Below are 14,470 nucleotides of genomic sequence, written 5' to 3'. Positions count from 1 at the left end.
TTGATTTACACTGCATAAATTAAAAAATTTAAATATCTCTGTAATTAAATACTCTGTTTGGACTTTTTATGAGCATAAACTTCTACAAAAACAACAGCGCATAATGATATCAAAACTATAAGCAAACTTGGCAACGCGGCAGAATAAAGTCTCTCATCAGTCGCGTAAAAAAACGCTCTAATACTTAGAGTTTCAAACTCAAATGGACGTAAAATCAAACTCAGAGGAAGCTCTTTTACTATATCTACAAAAGCTAAAGTAAAAGCTAGCAAAATAAAATGTTTCAAAAGCGGTAAATGCACTTTAAAAAACATGTTCCAAAGGCTAATTTTCATAACTTTAGACGCGTCATCTATAAATTTAGAAATCTTTGAATAACCACTATCAAGAGCGTAAATACTAGCAGTCATAAAGCGCACAAGATATCCAAACATCAGCACCACAAAGCTACTTGAGAGTAAACTCGTGCCGAAATTTCTATCTATATAACCAAAAACTATCATAACGCAAACTCCAACACTAGCTCCAGGAAGCGCGTACCCAAGAGACGAACATCTTAAAACCATAGTTTTTATCAGTTTTGAAACAAAAAATCTTGATGAAAATGTCAAAAATAGCCCTACAGCAGCTATCAAAACAGAAGCTAAAATAGCGATAAATAGTGAGTTTGAAGCCATTTTAATAAAACCCGCATCAAATTTCACGTCACCAAAAATCGACCAATAAACAAGCCAGTAAAAAGGCAAAGCAAAAGCTATCATAAATAGTGTAAAACACCATAAAAACGCAAAAAATTTAGCTATTTTTGAGAGATTTGCAGGTTTTAGACTAAGAGAAGTATTATTGTTAAAACTATAGGATTTTTTATTAAGATATTCTGCAAACATAATAAAAAATACTATAACCATTAAAATTCCAGCCAAAAAACTAGCCAGATATGAATCATCAAGATCATACCAAACCTTAAAAATTCCGGCACTAAAAGTATTTACTCCATAATAAGCCGCCGTTCCATAATCGCTCAAAGTTTCCATGGCTACTAGCATAGCTCCACCAAAAATAGCAGGTCTTGCGAGAGGCAAAGATATCTTAAAAAATGTCATAAATCCATTGATATTGTAAATTTTTGCCAACTCAAATACCGTTTTACTTCCCGTTTTGAAACTAGTTTTAGCAAACATATAGATGTACGGATATAGCGATAAGCTTATCACAAAAATCGCACCCCAGATATTCATCATATCTATGCGAAATCCAAAAACTTTCATAAATTCGCCATTATAATCCATAAGCCCCACATAAGCAAAACTAAATATATAAGCAGGGATTGCCAAAGGAAGCACAAGAGCAAACTCAAAAAATCTACTAAATGGAAATTTATAATTCACGACCAAATACGCACTTATACAAGCTATTGTGATAGTGGATACCAAAACACCGAATAAGAGTAAAAAAGTATCTTTTATATATCCCGAAAGCAGATATTTACTAAAATGATTTAGAAGCGAAAAATCACCGAAAAACATCTCTATAAATATAAAAAATAGAGGAAAAACGATAACTAGGGCGACAAAAATCGCCCCTAATTTAAGTATTTTCACTTATTTCCAACCGGCTTGATCTACTAAAAATACGGCTTTTTTGATATTTTCGCTAACTTTGCTTAAAGAGATTTCATCTGCTTTAAACTCACCGAAATTAGCAGTAGTTTGACTCGGTTTTACGTCTTTATTTACCGGATATTCGTAATTGATATTTGTTATTATTTCTTGGGCTTCAGGACTTAGCAAAAATTCCATAAATTTAATTGCGTTTTCTCTATTTTTACTAGCTTTTGTAAGCGCAACACCGCTGATATTTACGTGAGTACCATAGCTATCTTGATCAGGAAAAATGATGCCTATGCTCTTTGCAGCATCTACGTCATTTGCTTTTGGTGAGTTTAGCATAAGACCTATATAATACGTATTAACAAGAGCTACGTCTCCCTCGCCGGCAAATATCGCTTTGATCTGATCTCTATCGCCTCCTTTTGGAGCTCTAGCAAAATTCGATACGATATTTTTAGATAGTTCAAGGGTTTTTTCTTCACCATTATGCGCAATTAAAGAGGCGATAAGAGTTGTGTTGTACCCAGCCGTTCCGCTTCTTATAAGCAGTTTACCTTTTAAATTTGAATTTCCTAGATCTTCATAATTTTTAAGTCCCATTTTAGCAGGATCAAACCTATCTTTTGAATAAACTATAACTCTAGCTCTTTTTGTCACGGCAAACCATTGTGAGTCGCTGTCTCTTAGATTTTGCGGTATGGTTTTTTCTAAATATTCAGAATTTACTTTTTGAAGTACGCCTTTTTGCTTTGCAGAGTATAAATTCCCAACATCGGCAGTTATAAAAAGGTCAGCAGATGAGCTAGCTCCCTCAATCTCAAGTTTTTTGATAAGCTCACTAGCTTTTGCTTGAGTTGCTTTTACTTTTATACCTGTTTTTTTCTCAAATGCATCGTAAATTTTCTGATCTGCATCATAGTGTCTCGCGGTATATAAATTTACTTCACTAGCTAACATAGCGCTTGCTAAAAGTCCTAAAAACAGTACTCTTTTTTTCATTCACTTATCCTTATTTTTAAAATTTTGTTTATTTAAGTATATCTATGATTTTTAAATATAATATTAATTATCAATATTTACATATTAGCAACAAAAAATATTCGAAATCTAAATTTATCTATACTTAAAGAGAATTCTGGTAAAATCAGCACCTATTTTGAAGTAAAGGATTAGCATGCCAAAAATGAAATCTGTTCGCGGTGCAGCTAAGCGCTTTAAAGTTGGTAAAAATAAGATAAAAAGAGGCTCAGCATTTAGAAGCCATATCTTAACAAAAAAACCAAGTAAGCGTATGAGAGACCTTAGACAATCTCAATATGTAGATAGTACTAATGTTTCAGCCGTTAAAAAAATGCTTTGTATATAAGTTTTTGACGAAAGTCATTTAAACCTCCTTAGCCAAAAAGCTTAGGACAAGTTCCGAATTTGGACGCCAATTTGTAAAGGATAAATATGGCAAGAGTTAAAACAGGCGTAGTAAGAAGAAGACGCCATAAAAAAGTTCTAAAACTAGCTCGCGGTTTTTACAGCGCTAGACATAAACATTTTAGAAAAGCAAAAGAACAATTAGAAAGAAGTTTAGTTTATGCATTCCGTGATAGACGTGCGAAAAAACGTGATTTCCGTCGCTTATGGATCATCCGTATCAACGCAGCTTGCAGACTAAATGATATCAGCTATTCAAGATTTATGAATGGTCTTAAAAAAGCAAACATAGCATTAGACAGAAAAGTTTTGGCAAATTTAGCTATGAATGATGCGGCCGCATTTGCTGCTATCGTAGCAGAGGCTAAAAAAGCTCTATAATCATTGAGTCCAACTTGGACTCAATTTTAAATTTACACTATGACTATTGATTTAGCTAAAGTTAAAATCGAAGATAGCTGGAAAGAAGTATTAAAAGACGAATTCCTAAGTTCGTATTTCTTAGAAATTAAATTTAATTTAATAAACGCACTAAAAAACGGCAAAGTATATCCTCCAAGCAACCTCATATTTAACGCATTTAATCTAACACCATTTGATAAAGTTAAGGTAGTTATATTAGGACAAGATCCTTATCATAACGAAGGAGAAGCAATGGGACTTAGCTTTTCTGTGCCAAAAGGCGTAAGAGTGCCACCAAGTTTAGCAAATATATATAAAGAGATAAAAGACGACTTAGGTATAATAGAACCAAATTGCGGCGATCTATCATACTGGGCAAAACAAGGGGTTTTGTTGCTAAATGCGACATTGAGCGTTGGGGCTAGAATGGCAAATTCGCATTCTAATTTCGGCTGGCAGATATTTAGCGATGCCGTTATAAAGAATATCAGCGAGAAAAAAACAGGTGTGGTGTTTATGCTTTGGGGGAATTATGCAAGAGCGAAAGCAAACCTGATAGAAGCTAATAAACATCTAGTACTAACAGCAGCTCACCCGAGTCCGCTTGCACGTGGAGCATTTTTTGGCTCACGTCACTTCTCAAAATGCAATAATTATCTTATAAAAAACGGTCAAACTCCGATTGATTGGGATTTGAACAACTATACGTTAAACTAAATTTAAGGTATTTATAAAAGCAGAGATGCGATAAAAATATTAAATATAAATTTATATCTATAACGCACTCTGCAATGAGAAACTAAATCTTACTCATATCTAGCTTTATAGCTTCATTATCTATATATCCGACACCTTTAGCTAAAATATTTCTAGCAATATCTTGAGCTTCATCTAAAGAGTGCAATGTGCATGTTCCGCACTGATATTTATTTAACTCCGGAATGTCATCTTGAGATTTTACGTTTAATATATCTTTCATAGACTCTTCCCATGCTTTTGCTACCATCTCCCAAGACGGTGTACCTATAAGACTCATATAAAATCCGGTTCTACAGCCCATAGGGGATATATCTATTATCTCAACGTCGTTATTATTTAAATGATCTCTCATAAATCCGGCAAACAGATGCTCTAAAGTATGCGTACCTTTTTGCGGTAAAATTTCAATATTCGGCTTGCAAAATCTAAGATCAAAAACAGTTATTTTATCACCTTTTGGAGTATTCATAACCTTAGCTAAACGAACTCCTGGTGCATTCATAATGGTATGATCTACTTTAAAACTATCAAGTAATGGCATATTGTCTCCTTAAATTTAATAAAAAAGATTTTAGCAAAAGTTATTGAATTTAAAATAAGCCGCCCTAGAATGAGCGGCTAGCAGAAGTTAATGCAAGTGCAAAATTAACTATGAAAAGTTGGGTTTTATTATCTCTACCCAAGCCTTTATGCGATCTTCGGTTTTATCGCTATCATTATCCGCATCTAGCGCAAGTCCTACGAATTTACCATCCTTTACGGCTTCACTTTCATCAAATTCATAGCCATCTGTAGATATAGCACCTACTATATTTGCGCCTTTTTGAGATAATTTTTCGTATAATATTCCCATAGCATTACAGTATGTATCTGAATAGCTTGAGCTATCTCCCATACCAAAAAGAGCAATGGTTTTGCCGCTAACTTCAAGCTTATCAAAATCAAAGCTATCCCAATCATCTTGTAAATCTCCGCTTCCCCAAGTAGAGCTACCGATGATAAGCTTATCAAAGCCATTTATCGTAGCCGCATCAGTATCGGCGATGTTTAGAACTTCGTCAATGCCTAGATTTGCAGCTATTAAATTTGCTGCTTCTTCAGTATTTCCCATACTGCTACCATAAATTATACCTGTCATTAATATCCTTTATCATAAATTTTATTACAAATTTTATATGGAACGAGCCTTAGTCTAGCTCCATTTTGTTTTATATCTATATATCTAGTAAAATTCACATTTCTAGGAAATGCCATATATAGATCAGTGCCTATATCTCTGCTTTTTTGCTGAGCAAAATTTATTTCAGCTAGTAGATTATTTTCATAGTCGCTATCAACTAGCTTGAAAAATGCTATCACCCCTAAAATAGTTTTTTCACCATCCTTTAGCAAAATCAAACCATCTTTCATATCTACCACTTTATATGGATGACGCTTTGAAATCTTATCAAAAACATACTCACTGAACATAAATTGCATATCAAATTTAGCATTTGAAAATGCAGTTTTGATAAGTTTTGCAACTCTCATTTTTGGCTCACGAGCAAAAATAGGCAACTCTTTTCCATCTAAAAATGCACGAATTATAGCATTTGAAATCAAACAAAAAATAACACATTTTGTAAATTTAAACGGCTTAATATTTAGCAAATCATTTACTCTTAAATGAAATATATGACCTACGCTTTGACTATTTTTTATATATTTATAGGGTATTTTTAAGCCTTCATCGACAGATGAATTATAAAGCGTTAAAAATGTTTCGAGCCTATTACTGCTATACAAACTGCCGTAAATTTCATAAAAAACGTCTAAGCCGCTGAATTTAGAAATCATTTTGAGCCTTGGCAACCAAACTCTTTATCTAGTCCAAATACTTTGCAATATTCACAAAAAACGCAGCTTACGCTTCTTTTAGCACACACTATAGGAATGTTGCGCTTTTTAGCTTCGCCTTTGATCTTTTTCATCGTATTATGATTTAAAAAGCTAGTTAACATAATAACACATTCAGTATTTTGAGGAATCGGTTTACGATTTACTCTATTTTCATTTCTCGCATCCCAATGCTCAATGCTACTAGCACCTAAATCTCTTAAAACAGCTTTTATCGGCGTTATTTCATCTGCGCCTATTACTAATACTGACATAATATTCCTTGATACTTTGATACTTTTTTGATATTCGTTATTATATTATCACTTGACTGAATTTAAGCTTATTTTGATTATTCTTATCAAATTATCCAACTAAAAAACAACTCTAAGCTCGTAAAAATCATAAAATAATAGATAAATATGTTATAATAATAGAAAAAGGATTATCTATGAAAAATGCTATTTTGATAAGTATCTTTGCCCTATTTTTAGCATCTTGTAGCGATAAAAAAGCGGTTATACAAGATCCATTAAAAAATGAGCTTTTAGCATACACACAGAAATTTGAAGATACGAATGATAAATTTTTAGCCGTAGGAACATATCTAAATCCCATTCATCAAGATGAATTTCTAGACAAAAAAAATGAGCATTTCATTATCACAATCTATCCAAAAGATAGTAAAATAAACTACTCTTCATTTAAAGTAAATGATGATAATAACGGAACTAAAATATCTATTTTAGAAGATAACGATCCTCTTTTAAAACTAACAACGTTTCAAATGCCATGGGGAATTTATCTAAAGGTAAGTGCGCCGCAAAAAAATAGCGACACACTAAATCTTAGTTTTGAGCGGTTTGTAGATTCAAACGGAACTTCTCGCCCACTCCAGGTATCATTAAATTTTCGAAAAATTGCGAAATCTTTGTATTGGAATTCAAAATAGCAAGATATATGATATAGTTTGCAAGAACTTTTTTAGCATATGTTCTACTCTCGGCGTAAGGAACTAACTCCATAGATAAAAATGGCTCGTATCTTTTATATTCGCTATTTTGACTAAATAGATCTCCTCTTTGAAGCATACGTTTTGTAAATCCTATCCCTCCATTATAAGCATAAGCTATAAAAATAGGGTTTATAAGATATTTTTCCAGATAATCCAAATGATAATTCGCAAATTTATATGCAATCTCAGGCTTAAACATATCATCTTGATCAAAATTTGAAATACCCAGCTCTTTTCCTATATGATTTGCTAAAAACGGCATAAACTGCATCATACCAAGAGCGTAAGAAGTCGAAACCGCACTTGGTACAAAACGGCTTTCCTGCCTTGCTAATGCTAATATGAGAGCTTGCCTTTTAACATCATTTGTGCCGATATGCTCCATAAACGGAGTCGGATAAAAATGAAGTTTATAATTATGAGCTTTTTCCATTATATAACTGTACTCGCCAAGAGTACTTTTAGTAAAAAATCTAACCCCATACCTAATAAGCTCGCTCTGGCTCATTTTTGCTACTTTATTTAATGTTTTTTGCCAAACAAACGGATCTGTATAGTCATAATTTAACAAAGTTTTTGTGCTCGGATCTGGAACAACTATCTTTATCTTGCCTCCACCGCTGAACTCTCTTGCATACAAACTATACATATTTATATCGCTGCTTTTTGATATGGTTTTTAAGATAGACTTATCTTTTGTAATAAGATATATCCAGAAATTCGCGTTATCTCTTTGACTAGCAAATTTAGAAGTCTTTGCCGCACTTTTGAAAAACTCAAGCGCTAAATCGTCTTTATTAAAAATAATAGCATTTATCCCAAGCAAAAACGCTATTTCAGAACTAGCAAACTGCGGCGATATATTTAATAAAGACAGCCTAAAATTATCAAATTTTTTGTTGATCACGGCGTCATTTATAAGAGTTTTAAATTGCCAATTACTAGATAAGTGCGGTATAAATGAACTGGTTATATTGTTATCGTTTAAAAACTTCTCTTTATTGTTGCTTGTATTATAAAACTTAAAATAACTTACAGTATCATTTGTATCCATATAATACTTCACTGGATTTGGGGCATCAAAACCTATAATAAAATTTGCAAGCTCGGGAGAACCGTCTTTAAATTTAAAAGCCAACTCGTCTCTTTTGTCTTTACTCATAGTTTGTAAAAATTTAACGCTCAAAACCATCTTTTGACAAGTAGCGTTAGCATCTATTATATTATTTGCATTTACGCCTCTACAATCAACAACTCGCTCTTTTAAAGGTCCTATGATCGATTCTATATCTTTTTTAAGCTTTCCCGAGTATCTATAAATTTCGGTTCTAAGAGTTTTTATCTCGTTTGGAGTAGCTTTTTTACTCTCATTTATGTATCTATAGATATAATAATCTTTTGCAAGTCCTTTTGGAGCTTGTTTTATCTGCTCGTAACTTATAACTCCGGCATCCAAAAAAACAGCTATAAAAGCTGTAAATATACTAAATTTTAGTAGAAATTTCAATTAACAATCCTACTAAAAATAGATCTAGGAATTGAAGTGCTAAAAGTACGATAATCGGAGCTATATCTATGCCGCCAAATGCAGTGGGTATCTTTGTTTTTCGTACTAACTCATAAGCAGGCGCAGTTATACGATGCAGAAATTGAACTATCTTGTTATACGGATCTGGATTTACCCAGCTAATGAGCGCTGCAGCAACTATAATCCACGTATAGGCGGTGATTACTATGTGTAAGAGGTTTGCTAGTGCTATAATAAACGTGCTTATAACCATCATTTTGCTATTATCTCCTTTATATCATCTTTGATTAGCGCATATAATTCTTTTAGCTCCGGACCATGCTCGCTTCCTGTAAGCAATAAACGAAATGGCATAAACAGAGATTTTCCTTTTAAATTTGTAATTTGTATAATCTCATTTTTCAACTCATCAAAATTATTAGGAATATTTGAGTTTAAAACGGCGTCTTTTATTAAATTTGCATTTTGTTTCCACTCATCTGAAATATCTTTTTTAGAGTAAATTTGATCTATTTTATCTTTAATTTCTGAAATTAAACTACACTCTTGAGTATAAAATCTAGCCAAATGAGGTTTTGATAAACCAAGTTCTTTTAGCCTTTCGTCACTAGCTTTTTTTATGTGTTCTCTGTTTATTTGAGCTAACTTTTCCTCGTCAAATTTAGCAGGAGATTTCGAAATATTTTTTATACTAAACCACTGTAAAGACTCTTCTAAAGTAAAAATCTCGCAAGGGGTTTTATTGCCTAACAAAATAAGATAATTTGCAATGGCTTCAGGCATATAACCTCTATTTAAAAGCCATTTTACAGATGAGCTATTTTCACGTTTGCTCATCTTTTTGCCTTCTTTATTTAGGATAATAGGCAAATGAGCATAGCCGATTTTACCGGTGTAACCAAGCGCTTCTCGGATTAAATTTTGTTTTGGAGTATTACTAACATGATCTTCGCCTCTGATAACAAACGTGACGCCCTCAAGCATATCATCTATAGCGCAAGCAAAATTATAAGTCGGAGTTTTATCCGCTCTTAAAAGAACAAAACTATCGATATTTTGCGGTTCAAATTTGACTTCGCCTTTTATAGCGTCATAAAAACTTTGCGGCTCGTTTTTGATTTTCAAGCGAACGGCTGCTGGACGGGGATTGCTTAAAACATCGTCATCACTTAAATTTTCACAAGTTCCATCATATCTGTACGGCTTACCTGCTGTTTTTGCGGCTTCTTTTTTAGATTCTAAGGTCGTTTCGTCACAAAAGCATAAAAATGCTTTTTTTTCAGCCAAAAGTTTAGCTGCAAATTCCTGATGAAACTTAAGATTTTTACTTTGATAATAAAGTGTATCCCATTTTATATTAAATTTAGTCAATATATCAAAGATCTCTTTATCTTTTCCATCTATGTTTCTAGCATTATCGGTATCTTCGATACGTAATATAAATCCGCTATTATCTTGTAATGAGCATATGTAATTAAATATAGCAGCTCTTAAGTTGCCTATATGCATATCTCCTGTTGGAGATGGTGCAAAACGGTACATCTATTTTCCTTAAATTTTTCATTTATTATATCACAATAGGCTAAATATTATCTTGTAGCTTAAGCGTTTTAAAAGTATAAAATAGCGTTTAATTAGCTTTTATAAGGTATTTTATCGCTCAGTTTTGCCTCTTTAAAGCCTTTTAGTCTTAACCTGCAGCTATCACAAGTACCGCATGCAAATTCGCTATTTTCATAGCAGCTCCAAGTAAGCTCTAATGGAACTTTTAGGCTACTAGCCTCTTTTACTATATCACCTTTTGAGAGATGAACTAAAGGAGTTTTTATAACTATATTATTATCTGCGGTACCTAAATTTATAGCCTTATTTATAGAATTTATAAACTGTTCAGTGCAGTCTGGATATCCGCTGCTATCTTCTTCTACGACTCCTATATATATAGCCTCACAACCTTCTTTTTGCGCTAGAGCCGCTGCTATACTAAGAAATATACCGTTTCTAAATGGCACGTAAGTTATAGGGATATTTTCGCTTATGCCATCTTTTGGTATATTAAGAGTTTTATCCGTTAAAGCATTTCCACCAATTTGCGCTATAAAACCAACATCTAAAATAAATCGTTTTTCAACATCTAAATCATCGCAAATTAGGTTAAAACACTCTCTTTCTTTATTCATGGTGCGTTGATTATAATCAAAATGAAGCGCTACTATCTCATATCCTGAATTTTTAGCTTTATACGCTGCTAAAGCACTATCCATACCGCCGCTTATCACGCAAACAGCTTTTTTTAAATTTACCATTAAGTCCTACTATAATCGTCTTCTATTCGTATTATATCATCCTCGCCGAGGTAATCCCCAACTTGAACTTCTATAAGGATAAGATCCGTATCAAGCTTATTTTCTAATCTATGGAGCTTTTGCTTTTCTATATAAATCGACTGGTTATTTTTCAAAAGTGTCTCTTTATAATCGATCGTGACTAGAGCTTCGCCACTGACAACCACCCAATGCTCGCTTCTATGAAGATGTTTTTGCAAACTTAAACGCTTATATGGTTTTACTATAATTTTTTTAATTTTGAAATTTGGAGCATCTTCTAAAACCTCATAACTTCCCCACGGACGATAGGCTTTGGTGTGAATTTCGCATAAATTTGGATTTGTTTTTTTTATCAGATTATAAACATTTTTTACTTTTTGAGAGCTACCTTTTTTAGTAACCAAAAGAGCGTCTTTAGTATCTACTATGATAAGATCATCCACATCTACTAAAGCGCTATTTTTATAGCTGATAACAAAGTTATTATTTGCATCTATACTTGTTGATGGCGAACTCTGAACCTTTTTGGATAATTCATCGAAACTTCCCATATCGCTCCACCTAGCATTCAATGGAACCATAGCGATATTTTCACTTTTTTGCATCAAAGCGTAATCAATGCTTATATCATCGATATTTTGCATATATTGTGGTTTAATGCGCATTATATCCGAGTTATTTTCTACATTTAAGATAGCTTGACGCGCCTGTTCAAGTATATTTGGAGCATATTTCTGCATTTGATTAATAAAAACTCCGGCTTTAAAACAGAACATTCCGCTATTAAAATAACAATCGCCCTGCGCCAAAAGCTCTTTTGCTTTTTTTAAACTCGGCTTTTCTATAAAGCTTTTAACATTGTTTCCATCAGCTTTTATATAGCCATATCCTATATTTGGTTCGTTTGGAGTAATACCGAATGTTACTAGCTTGCCATCATTTGCCAACTCTACTGCAGCTTTTATAGATCTATTATATTCGTCTTCAAGCTCGATTAGATGATCACTTGGCGTAACTAGCAAAATTTCATCTTTATCTACGCTCAAAGCACAAAACACTATAGGAGCTGCGGTATTTTTTCCAAACGGCTCTAAAATAAATTTAGCACTATTTCCTCCGCACTCATCAAGCGCTAAAAAATAGTGACTTTCGTTACAAATAATTATTCTATTTTCAGCAAAAGTATTGCGTTTTAATGTTTTACTAAATAGCGAATCATTATCAAAGATTTTTACAAATTGTTTTGGCAAAAGCGCTCTAGAAAGCGGCCAAAGTCTAGTTCCGCTACCTCCGCAAAGAATTACATTTGTCATATTTTTGCCTTTAACTTTTGTACTAAAGATAGTACTTTTTGCTCTAAAAGCTCTTTAGTTTCTAACGAACCGGCTTCAAATCTAGCTACTAAAACCGGTGTCGTATTTGAAGCTCTTACAAGACCCCAGCCATTTTCAAATTTAATCCTAACACCGTCTATATCGATAACATCGACTATCTTAGGAAGTCCGTTTTTGGTATTGTGAAGTTCTTTTTTTAATTCATCTATAATTTTAAATTTCATCTCTTCGGTGGTATCTATTTTTATCTCATCGCTCGAGTATAACTTTGGAAGGCTATCAAGCTCATCATCAAGGTTAAATCCTTTTGCAATAAGCTCCAAAACTCTTATCATAGCATAAACCGCGTCATCAAAACCAAAAAATCTCTCTTTAAAAAATATATGTCCGCTAACCTCAGCAGCCATATCGATATTTAGTTCTTTCATAGCCTTTTTTATATTACTATGACCTGTTTTACCCATAAAAGATTTACCGATTTTGTCTATTTCATCATACATATTTTGCGAACATTTAACTTCGCCTAAAACCCTAGGGTTTTTCATATTTTTTGCATACAAATAGGCTAACTCGTCGCCCTTTATGCTTCTTTTTTTAGTTAAAACAGCTATTCTATCTGCGTCTCCGTCAAACCCAAAACCAATCTCGTATTCACCACTTAAAGCGTTTTTTAAATCTTTTAAATTTTTCTCTTCGCTAGGATCTGGATGGTGATTTGGAAAGTTTCCGTTTGGCTCTTTATAAAAGATAGTAGCGTTTAAACTCAAAGCTTGTATTATCGGCTCTAAAGTAATGCCGGCAGTGCCATTTGCGCAATCGCAAATAATCTTTGTTTTCAGTCCGGTCAAATGCGAAAACTCATTTTTATAAAACTCTACGTATTTGCTTAATATATCGTATTTTTGCGCTTCAAAATTATCTTTTATCTGTTTTTTAGAAGAAATAAGTTCATTTACACTATCTTTTAATTTCTGAAGATCTGCGCCAAAAAAACTATCTTTATGAGTTGTTATTTTAAATCCATTATACTCTTTTGGATTATGGCTTCCAGTAATCATCACGTTTGCATCAAAAACATCTGTAAAAACACTAAAATATCCAACAGGAGTAGGCAGCATACCTATATCAAATACTCTCATTTTAGCTTCATTTAAGCCACTAATTAAATATTTAAAAAGAGTATCGGCGCTAAGCCTAGCATCATATCCAACGCTTATCGTTTTAACATCTCTTTTAGCCATCTCTACACCTAAACAATAACCAATGGCTTTAACGCTGGTTTCGTTTAGATCTTTTTCATAAATACCTCTGATATCATACTCTCTAAAAATCGTATCAAACATAATCCATAACCTTTTTAAATTTAGAATAGAAACATTAAAATACTATCAAAACTAATATTAAATTTACTTTACTTCATATGTTTTTTAAATTTGATTTTACATTATCAAGCTCTTTACTTTGACCTATTCTGTATAATGCAAAATCATATTTTATCGGATCAAAAGCATCAAAGTTTTTTAAATTTAAAGTTATCTCTTTAGCCGCTTTAAAATCATAACTTTTCCTATCGCAAAGCCCCAGAGCAAGACTAACTTTATGCGTATGAGTATCAAGAGGAATTATTAACTCGCTTTTTGGCAAATTTTTAAACAGACCAAGATCGATATCGCTATCTCTAACCATCCATCTAAGCCACATATTATATCGTTTATATGGACTTTTGGGTTCGTTTTGATAACTTCTGCCAAAGAAAAACTCATAACCGTCGCTTCTATAGTCGTTCAAATCATAAATTTTATTTATAAGCGAATTTATTCCGTCTATCATAAGTCCATTTTTATCAAACCCACTTTTTATAATAGCTTGTATATCTTCTTGCGCCGCTCTTTTTATAGTGATAAAAATATTTGACACGTCTTTTGGATTTTGAAATCTATAAAGTCGTTTTTGAGCCAATATCTCTTTTTCTATAATCTGATCGCTTAAGCTTAAAAGTTCGAAATCCAGCGAATTTAAGAATTTCACTATAGCTTTAGCATTTCCGTAAGCGAAAAGTGCGCAAATAAGACTTATATGCACGTTTTTAAATTTAGCCGCCACTTGCAGCGGATCGGCTTCTAAATAGAGATTTTCTAAAGTATTTTTCTCTTTTAAAGCTCTTTCTAAAATTTCTTTTAAACCATAATTCATAA

Annotated in this window: 17 protein-coding genes; 4 read left to right on the top strand and 13 right to left on the bottom strand. The window is 32.8% G+C overall.

Going from position 1 to position 14,470, the window contains the following annotated elements:
- Positions 1-44: 44 nt before the first annotated feature.
- Positions 45-1,601, bottom strand: coding sequence for an ABC transporter permease (locus tag DQN38_RS00595; protein ID WP_065843733.1), 1,557 nt, complete (start codon positions 1,599-1,601; stop codon positions 45-47).
- A complete protein-coding gene (locus DQN38_RS00590) occupies positions 1,602-2,609 on the bottom strand; it encodes a Fe(3+) ABC transporter substrate-binding protein (RefSeq protein ID WP_065843732.1) in 1,008 nt (335 codons plus the stop codon). It lies immediately after the preceding gene.
- A gap of 175 nt (positions 2,610-2,784) precedes the next feature.
- Here DQN38_RS00590 and rpmI point away from each other — a divergent pair, with 175 nt between their 5' ends.
- The 3 genes from rpmI to ung all read left to right on the top strand — a co-directional run bounded on the left by rpmI (position 2,785) and on the right by ung (position 4,154).
- Positions 2,785-2,976, top strand: a complete 192-nt coding sequence (gene rpmI, locus DQN38_RS00585) for a 50S ribosomal protein L35 (RefSeq protein ID WP_002848109.1) — start codon at positions 2,785-2,787, stop codon at positions 2,974-2,976.
- A gap of 86 nt (positions 2,977-3,062) precedes the next feature.
- Complete coding sequence (gene rplT / locus DQN38_RS00580; protein ID WP_002848108.1) at positions 3,063-3,416, top strand: 50S ribosomal protein L20; 354 nt, start codon at positions 3,063-3,065, stop codon at positions 3,414-3,416.
- A gap of 39 nt (positions 3,417-3,455) precedes the next feature.
- A complete protein-coding gene (gene ung, locus DQN38_RS00575) occupies positions 3,456-4,154 on the top strand; it encodes a uracil-DNA glycosylase (protein ID WP_002848107.1) in 699 nt (232 codons plus the stop codon).
- A gap of 82 nt (positions 4,155-4,236) precedes the next feature.
- On the opposite strand, the gene luxS is transcribed toward ung, so the two are convergent.
- From luxS to DQN38_RS00555, 4 genes are all read right to left on the bottom strand, one after another.
- A complete protein-coding gene (gene luxS, locus DQN38_RS00570) occupies positions 4,237-4,737 on the bottom strand; it encodes an S-ribosylhomocysteine lyase (RefSeq protein ID WP_002848106.1) in 501 nt (166 codons plus the stop codon).
- Positions 4,738-4,845: 108 nt separating this feature from the next.
- Positions 4,846-5,334: a flavodoxin FldA gene (gene fldA / locus DQN38_RS00565; protein ID WP_002848105.1), complete on the bottom strand. Its 489-nt coding sequence runs from the start codon at positions 5,332-5,334 to the stop codon at positions 4,846-4,848.
- Positions 5,334-6,032, bottom strand: a complete 699-nt coding sequence (locus tag DQN38_RS00560) for a hypothetical protein (RefSeq protein WP_011731698.1) — start codon at positions 6,030-6,032, stop codon at positions 5,334-5,336. The genes fldA and DQN38_RS00560 overlap by 1 nt, the downstream gene beginning before the upstream one ends.
- Positions 6,029-6,346: a DUF2325 domain-containing protein gene (locus tag DQN38_RS00555; RefSeq protein ID WP_002848103.1), complete on the bottom strand. Its 318-nt coding sequence runs from the start codon at positions 6,344-6,346 to the stop codon at positions 6,029-6,031. Before DQN38_RS00555 ends, DQN38_RS00560 begins: the two co-directional genes overlap by 4 nt.
- A gap of 176 nt (positions 6,347-6,522) precedes the next feature.
- Between DQN38_RS00555 and DQN38_RS00550 the strand changes: the two genes are divergently transcribed.
- Positions 6,523-7,023 (top strand): hypothetical protein, encoded by a 501-nt coding sequence (locus tag DQN38_RS00550; protein ID WP_081303747.1) that lies wholly within the window; start codon positions 6,523-6,525, stop codon positions 7,021-7,023.
- On the opposite strand, the gene DQN38_RS00545 is transcribed toward DQN38_RS00550, so the two are convergent.
- From DQN38_RS00545 to DQN38_RS00515, 7 genes are all read right to left on the bottom strand, one after another.
- Positions 6,920-8,593 (bottom strand): lytic transglycosylase domain-containing protein, encoded by a 1,674-nt coding sequence (locus tag DQN38_RS00545; RefSeq protein ID WP_002848097.1) that lies wholly within the window; start codon positions 8,591-8,593, stop codon positions 6,920-6,922. The two genes, DQN38_RS00550 and DQN38_RS00545, sit on opposite strands and share 104 nt — an antisense overlap.
- Positions 8,571-8,867, bottom strand: coding sequence for a YggT family protein (locus tag DQN38_RS00540; RefSeq protein WP_024305271.1), 297 nt, complete (start codon positions 8,865-8,867; stop codon positions 8,571-8,573). Before DQN38_RS00540 ends, DQN38_RS00545 begins: the two co-directional genes overlap by 23 nt.
- Complete coding sequence (gene gltX / locus DQN38_RS00535; RefSeq protein WP_002848095.1) at positions 8,867-10,156, bottom strand: glutamate--tRNA ligase; 1,290 nt, start codon at positions 10,154-10,156, stop codon at positions 8,867-8,869. The genes DQN38_RS00540 and gltX overlap by 1 nt, the downstream gene beginning before the upstream one ends.
- A 92-nt stretch (positions 10,157-10,248) precedes the next feature.
- A complete protein-coding gene (gene queC, locus DQN38_RS00530; RefSeq protein ID WP_002848093.1) occupies positions 10,249-10,920 on the bottom strand; it encodes a 7-cyano-7-deazaguanine synthase QueC in 672 nt (223 codons plus the stop codon).
- Entirely contained in the window at positions 10,920-12,254 is a 1,335-nt protein-coding gene (locus tag DQN38_RS00525) for a mannose-1-phosphate guanylyltransferase/mannose-6-phosphate isomerase (protein WP_065843731.1), read from the bottom strand. The genes queC and DQN38_RS00525 overlap by 1 nt, the downstream gene beginning before the upstream one ends.
- Entirely contained in the window at positions 12,251-13,618 is a 1,368-nt protein-coding gene (locus DQN38_RS00520; protein WP_002848091.1) for a phosphomannomutase/phosphoglucomutase, read from the bottom strand. The genes DQN38_RS00525 and DQN38_RS00520 overlap by 4 nt, the downstream gene beginning before the upstream one ends.
- A 73-nt stretch (positions 13,619-13,691) precedes the next feature.
- A complete protein-coding gene (locus tag DQN38_RS00515; RefSeq protein WP_002848089.1) occupies positions 13,692-14,468 on the bottom strand; it encodes a TIGR02757 family protein in 777 nt (258 codons plus the stop codon).
- Positions 14,469-14,470 lie beyond the last annotated feature (2 nt).

Origin of the sequence: Campylobacter fetus subsp. fetus, assembly GCF_900475935.1 — a bacterium.
Taxonomy (GTDB): domain Bacteria; phylum Campylobacterota; class Campylobacteria; order Campylobacterales; family Campylobacteraceae; genus Campylobacter; species Campylobacter fetus.
The sequence above is the reverse complement of the archived record's forward strand: the minus strand, read 5'-3'. Positions and strand labels throughout refer to the sequence as shown.

Bases quoted from the DNA above. Each gene is read 5' to 3' on its own strand.
- ung (WP_002848107.1), top strand. From the start codon at position 3,456: ATGACTATTGATTTAGCTAAAGTTAAAATCGAAGATAGCTGGAAAGAA.
- DQN38_RS00515 (WP_002848089.1), bottom strand. From the start codon at position 14,468: ATGAATTATGGTTTAAAAGAAATTTTAGAAAGAGCTTTAAAAGAGAAA.
- DQN38_RS00550 (WP_081303747.1), top strand. From the start codon at position 6,523: ATGAAAAATGCTATTTTGATAAGTATCTTTGCCCTATTTTTAGCATCT.
- luxS (WP_002848106.1), bottom strand. From the start codon at position 4,737: ATGCCATTACTTGATAGTTTTAAAGTAGATCATACCATTATGAATGCA.
- DQN38_RS00540 (WP_024305271.1), bottom strand. From the start codon at position 8,867: ATGGTTATAAGCACGTTTATTATAGCACTAGCAAACCTCTTACACATA.
- DQN38_RS00590 (WP_065843732.1), bottom strand. From the start codon at position 2,609: ATGAAAAAAAGAGTACTGTTTTTAGGACTTTTAGCAAGCGCTATGTTA.
- fldA (WP_002848105.1), bottom strand. From the start codon at position 5,334: ATGACAGGTATAATTTATGGTAGCAGTATGGGAAATACTGAAGAAGCA.
- DQN38_RS00555 (WP_002848103.1), bottom strand. From the start codon at position 6,346: ATGTCAGTATTAGTAATAGGCGCAGATGAAATAACGCCGATAAAAGCT.
- DQN38_RS00525 (WP_065843731.1), bottom strand. From the start codon at position 12,254: ATGACAAATGTAATTCTTTGCGGAGGTAGCGGAACTAGACTTTGGCCG.
- rpmI (WP_002848109.1), top strand. From the start codon at position 2,785: ATGCCAAAAATGAAATCTGTTCGCGGTGCAGCTAAGCGCTTTAAAGTT.
- queC (WP_002848093.1), bottom strand. From the start codon at position 10,920: ATGGTAAATTTAAAAAAAGCTGTTTGCGTGATAAGCGGCGGTATGGAT.
- rplT (WP_002848108.1), top strand. From the start codon at position 3,063: ATGGCAAGAGTTAAAACAGGCGTAGTAAGAAGAAGACGCCATAAAAAA.
- DQN38_RS00520 (WP_002848091.1), bottom strand. From the start codon at position 13,618: ATGTTTGATACGATTTTTAGAGAGTATGATATCAGAGGTATTTATGAA.
- gltX (WP_002848095.1), bottom strand. From the start codon at position 10,156: ATGTACCGTTTTGCACCATCTCCAACAGGAGATATGCATATAGGCAAC.
- DQN38_RS00560 (WP_011731698.1), bottom strand. From the start codon at position 6,032: ATGATTTCTAAATTCAGCGGCTTAGACGTTTTTTATGAAATTTACGGC.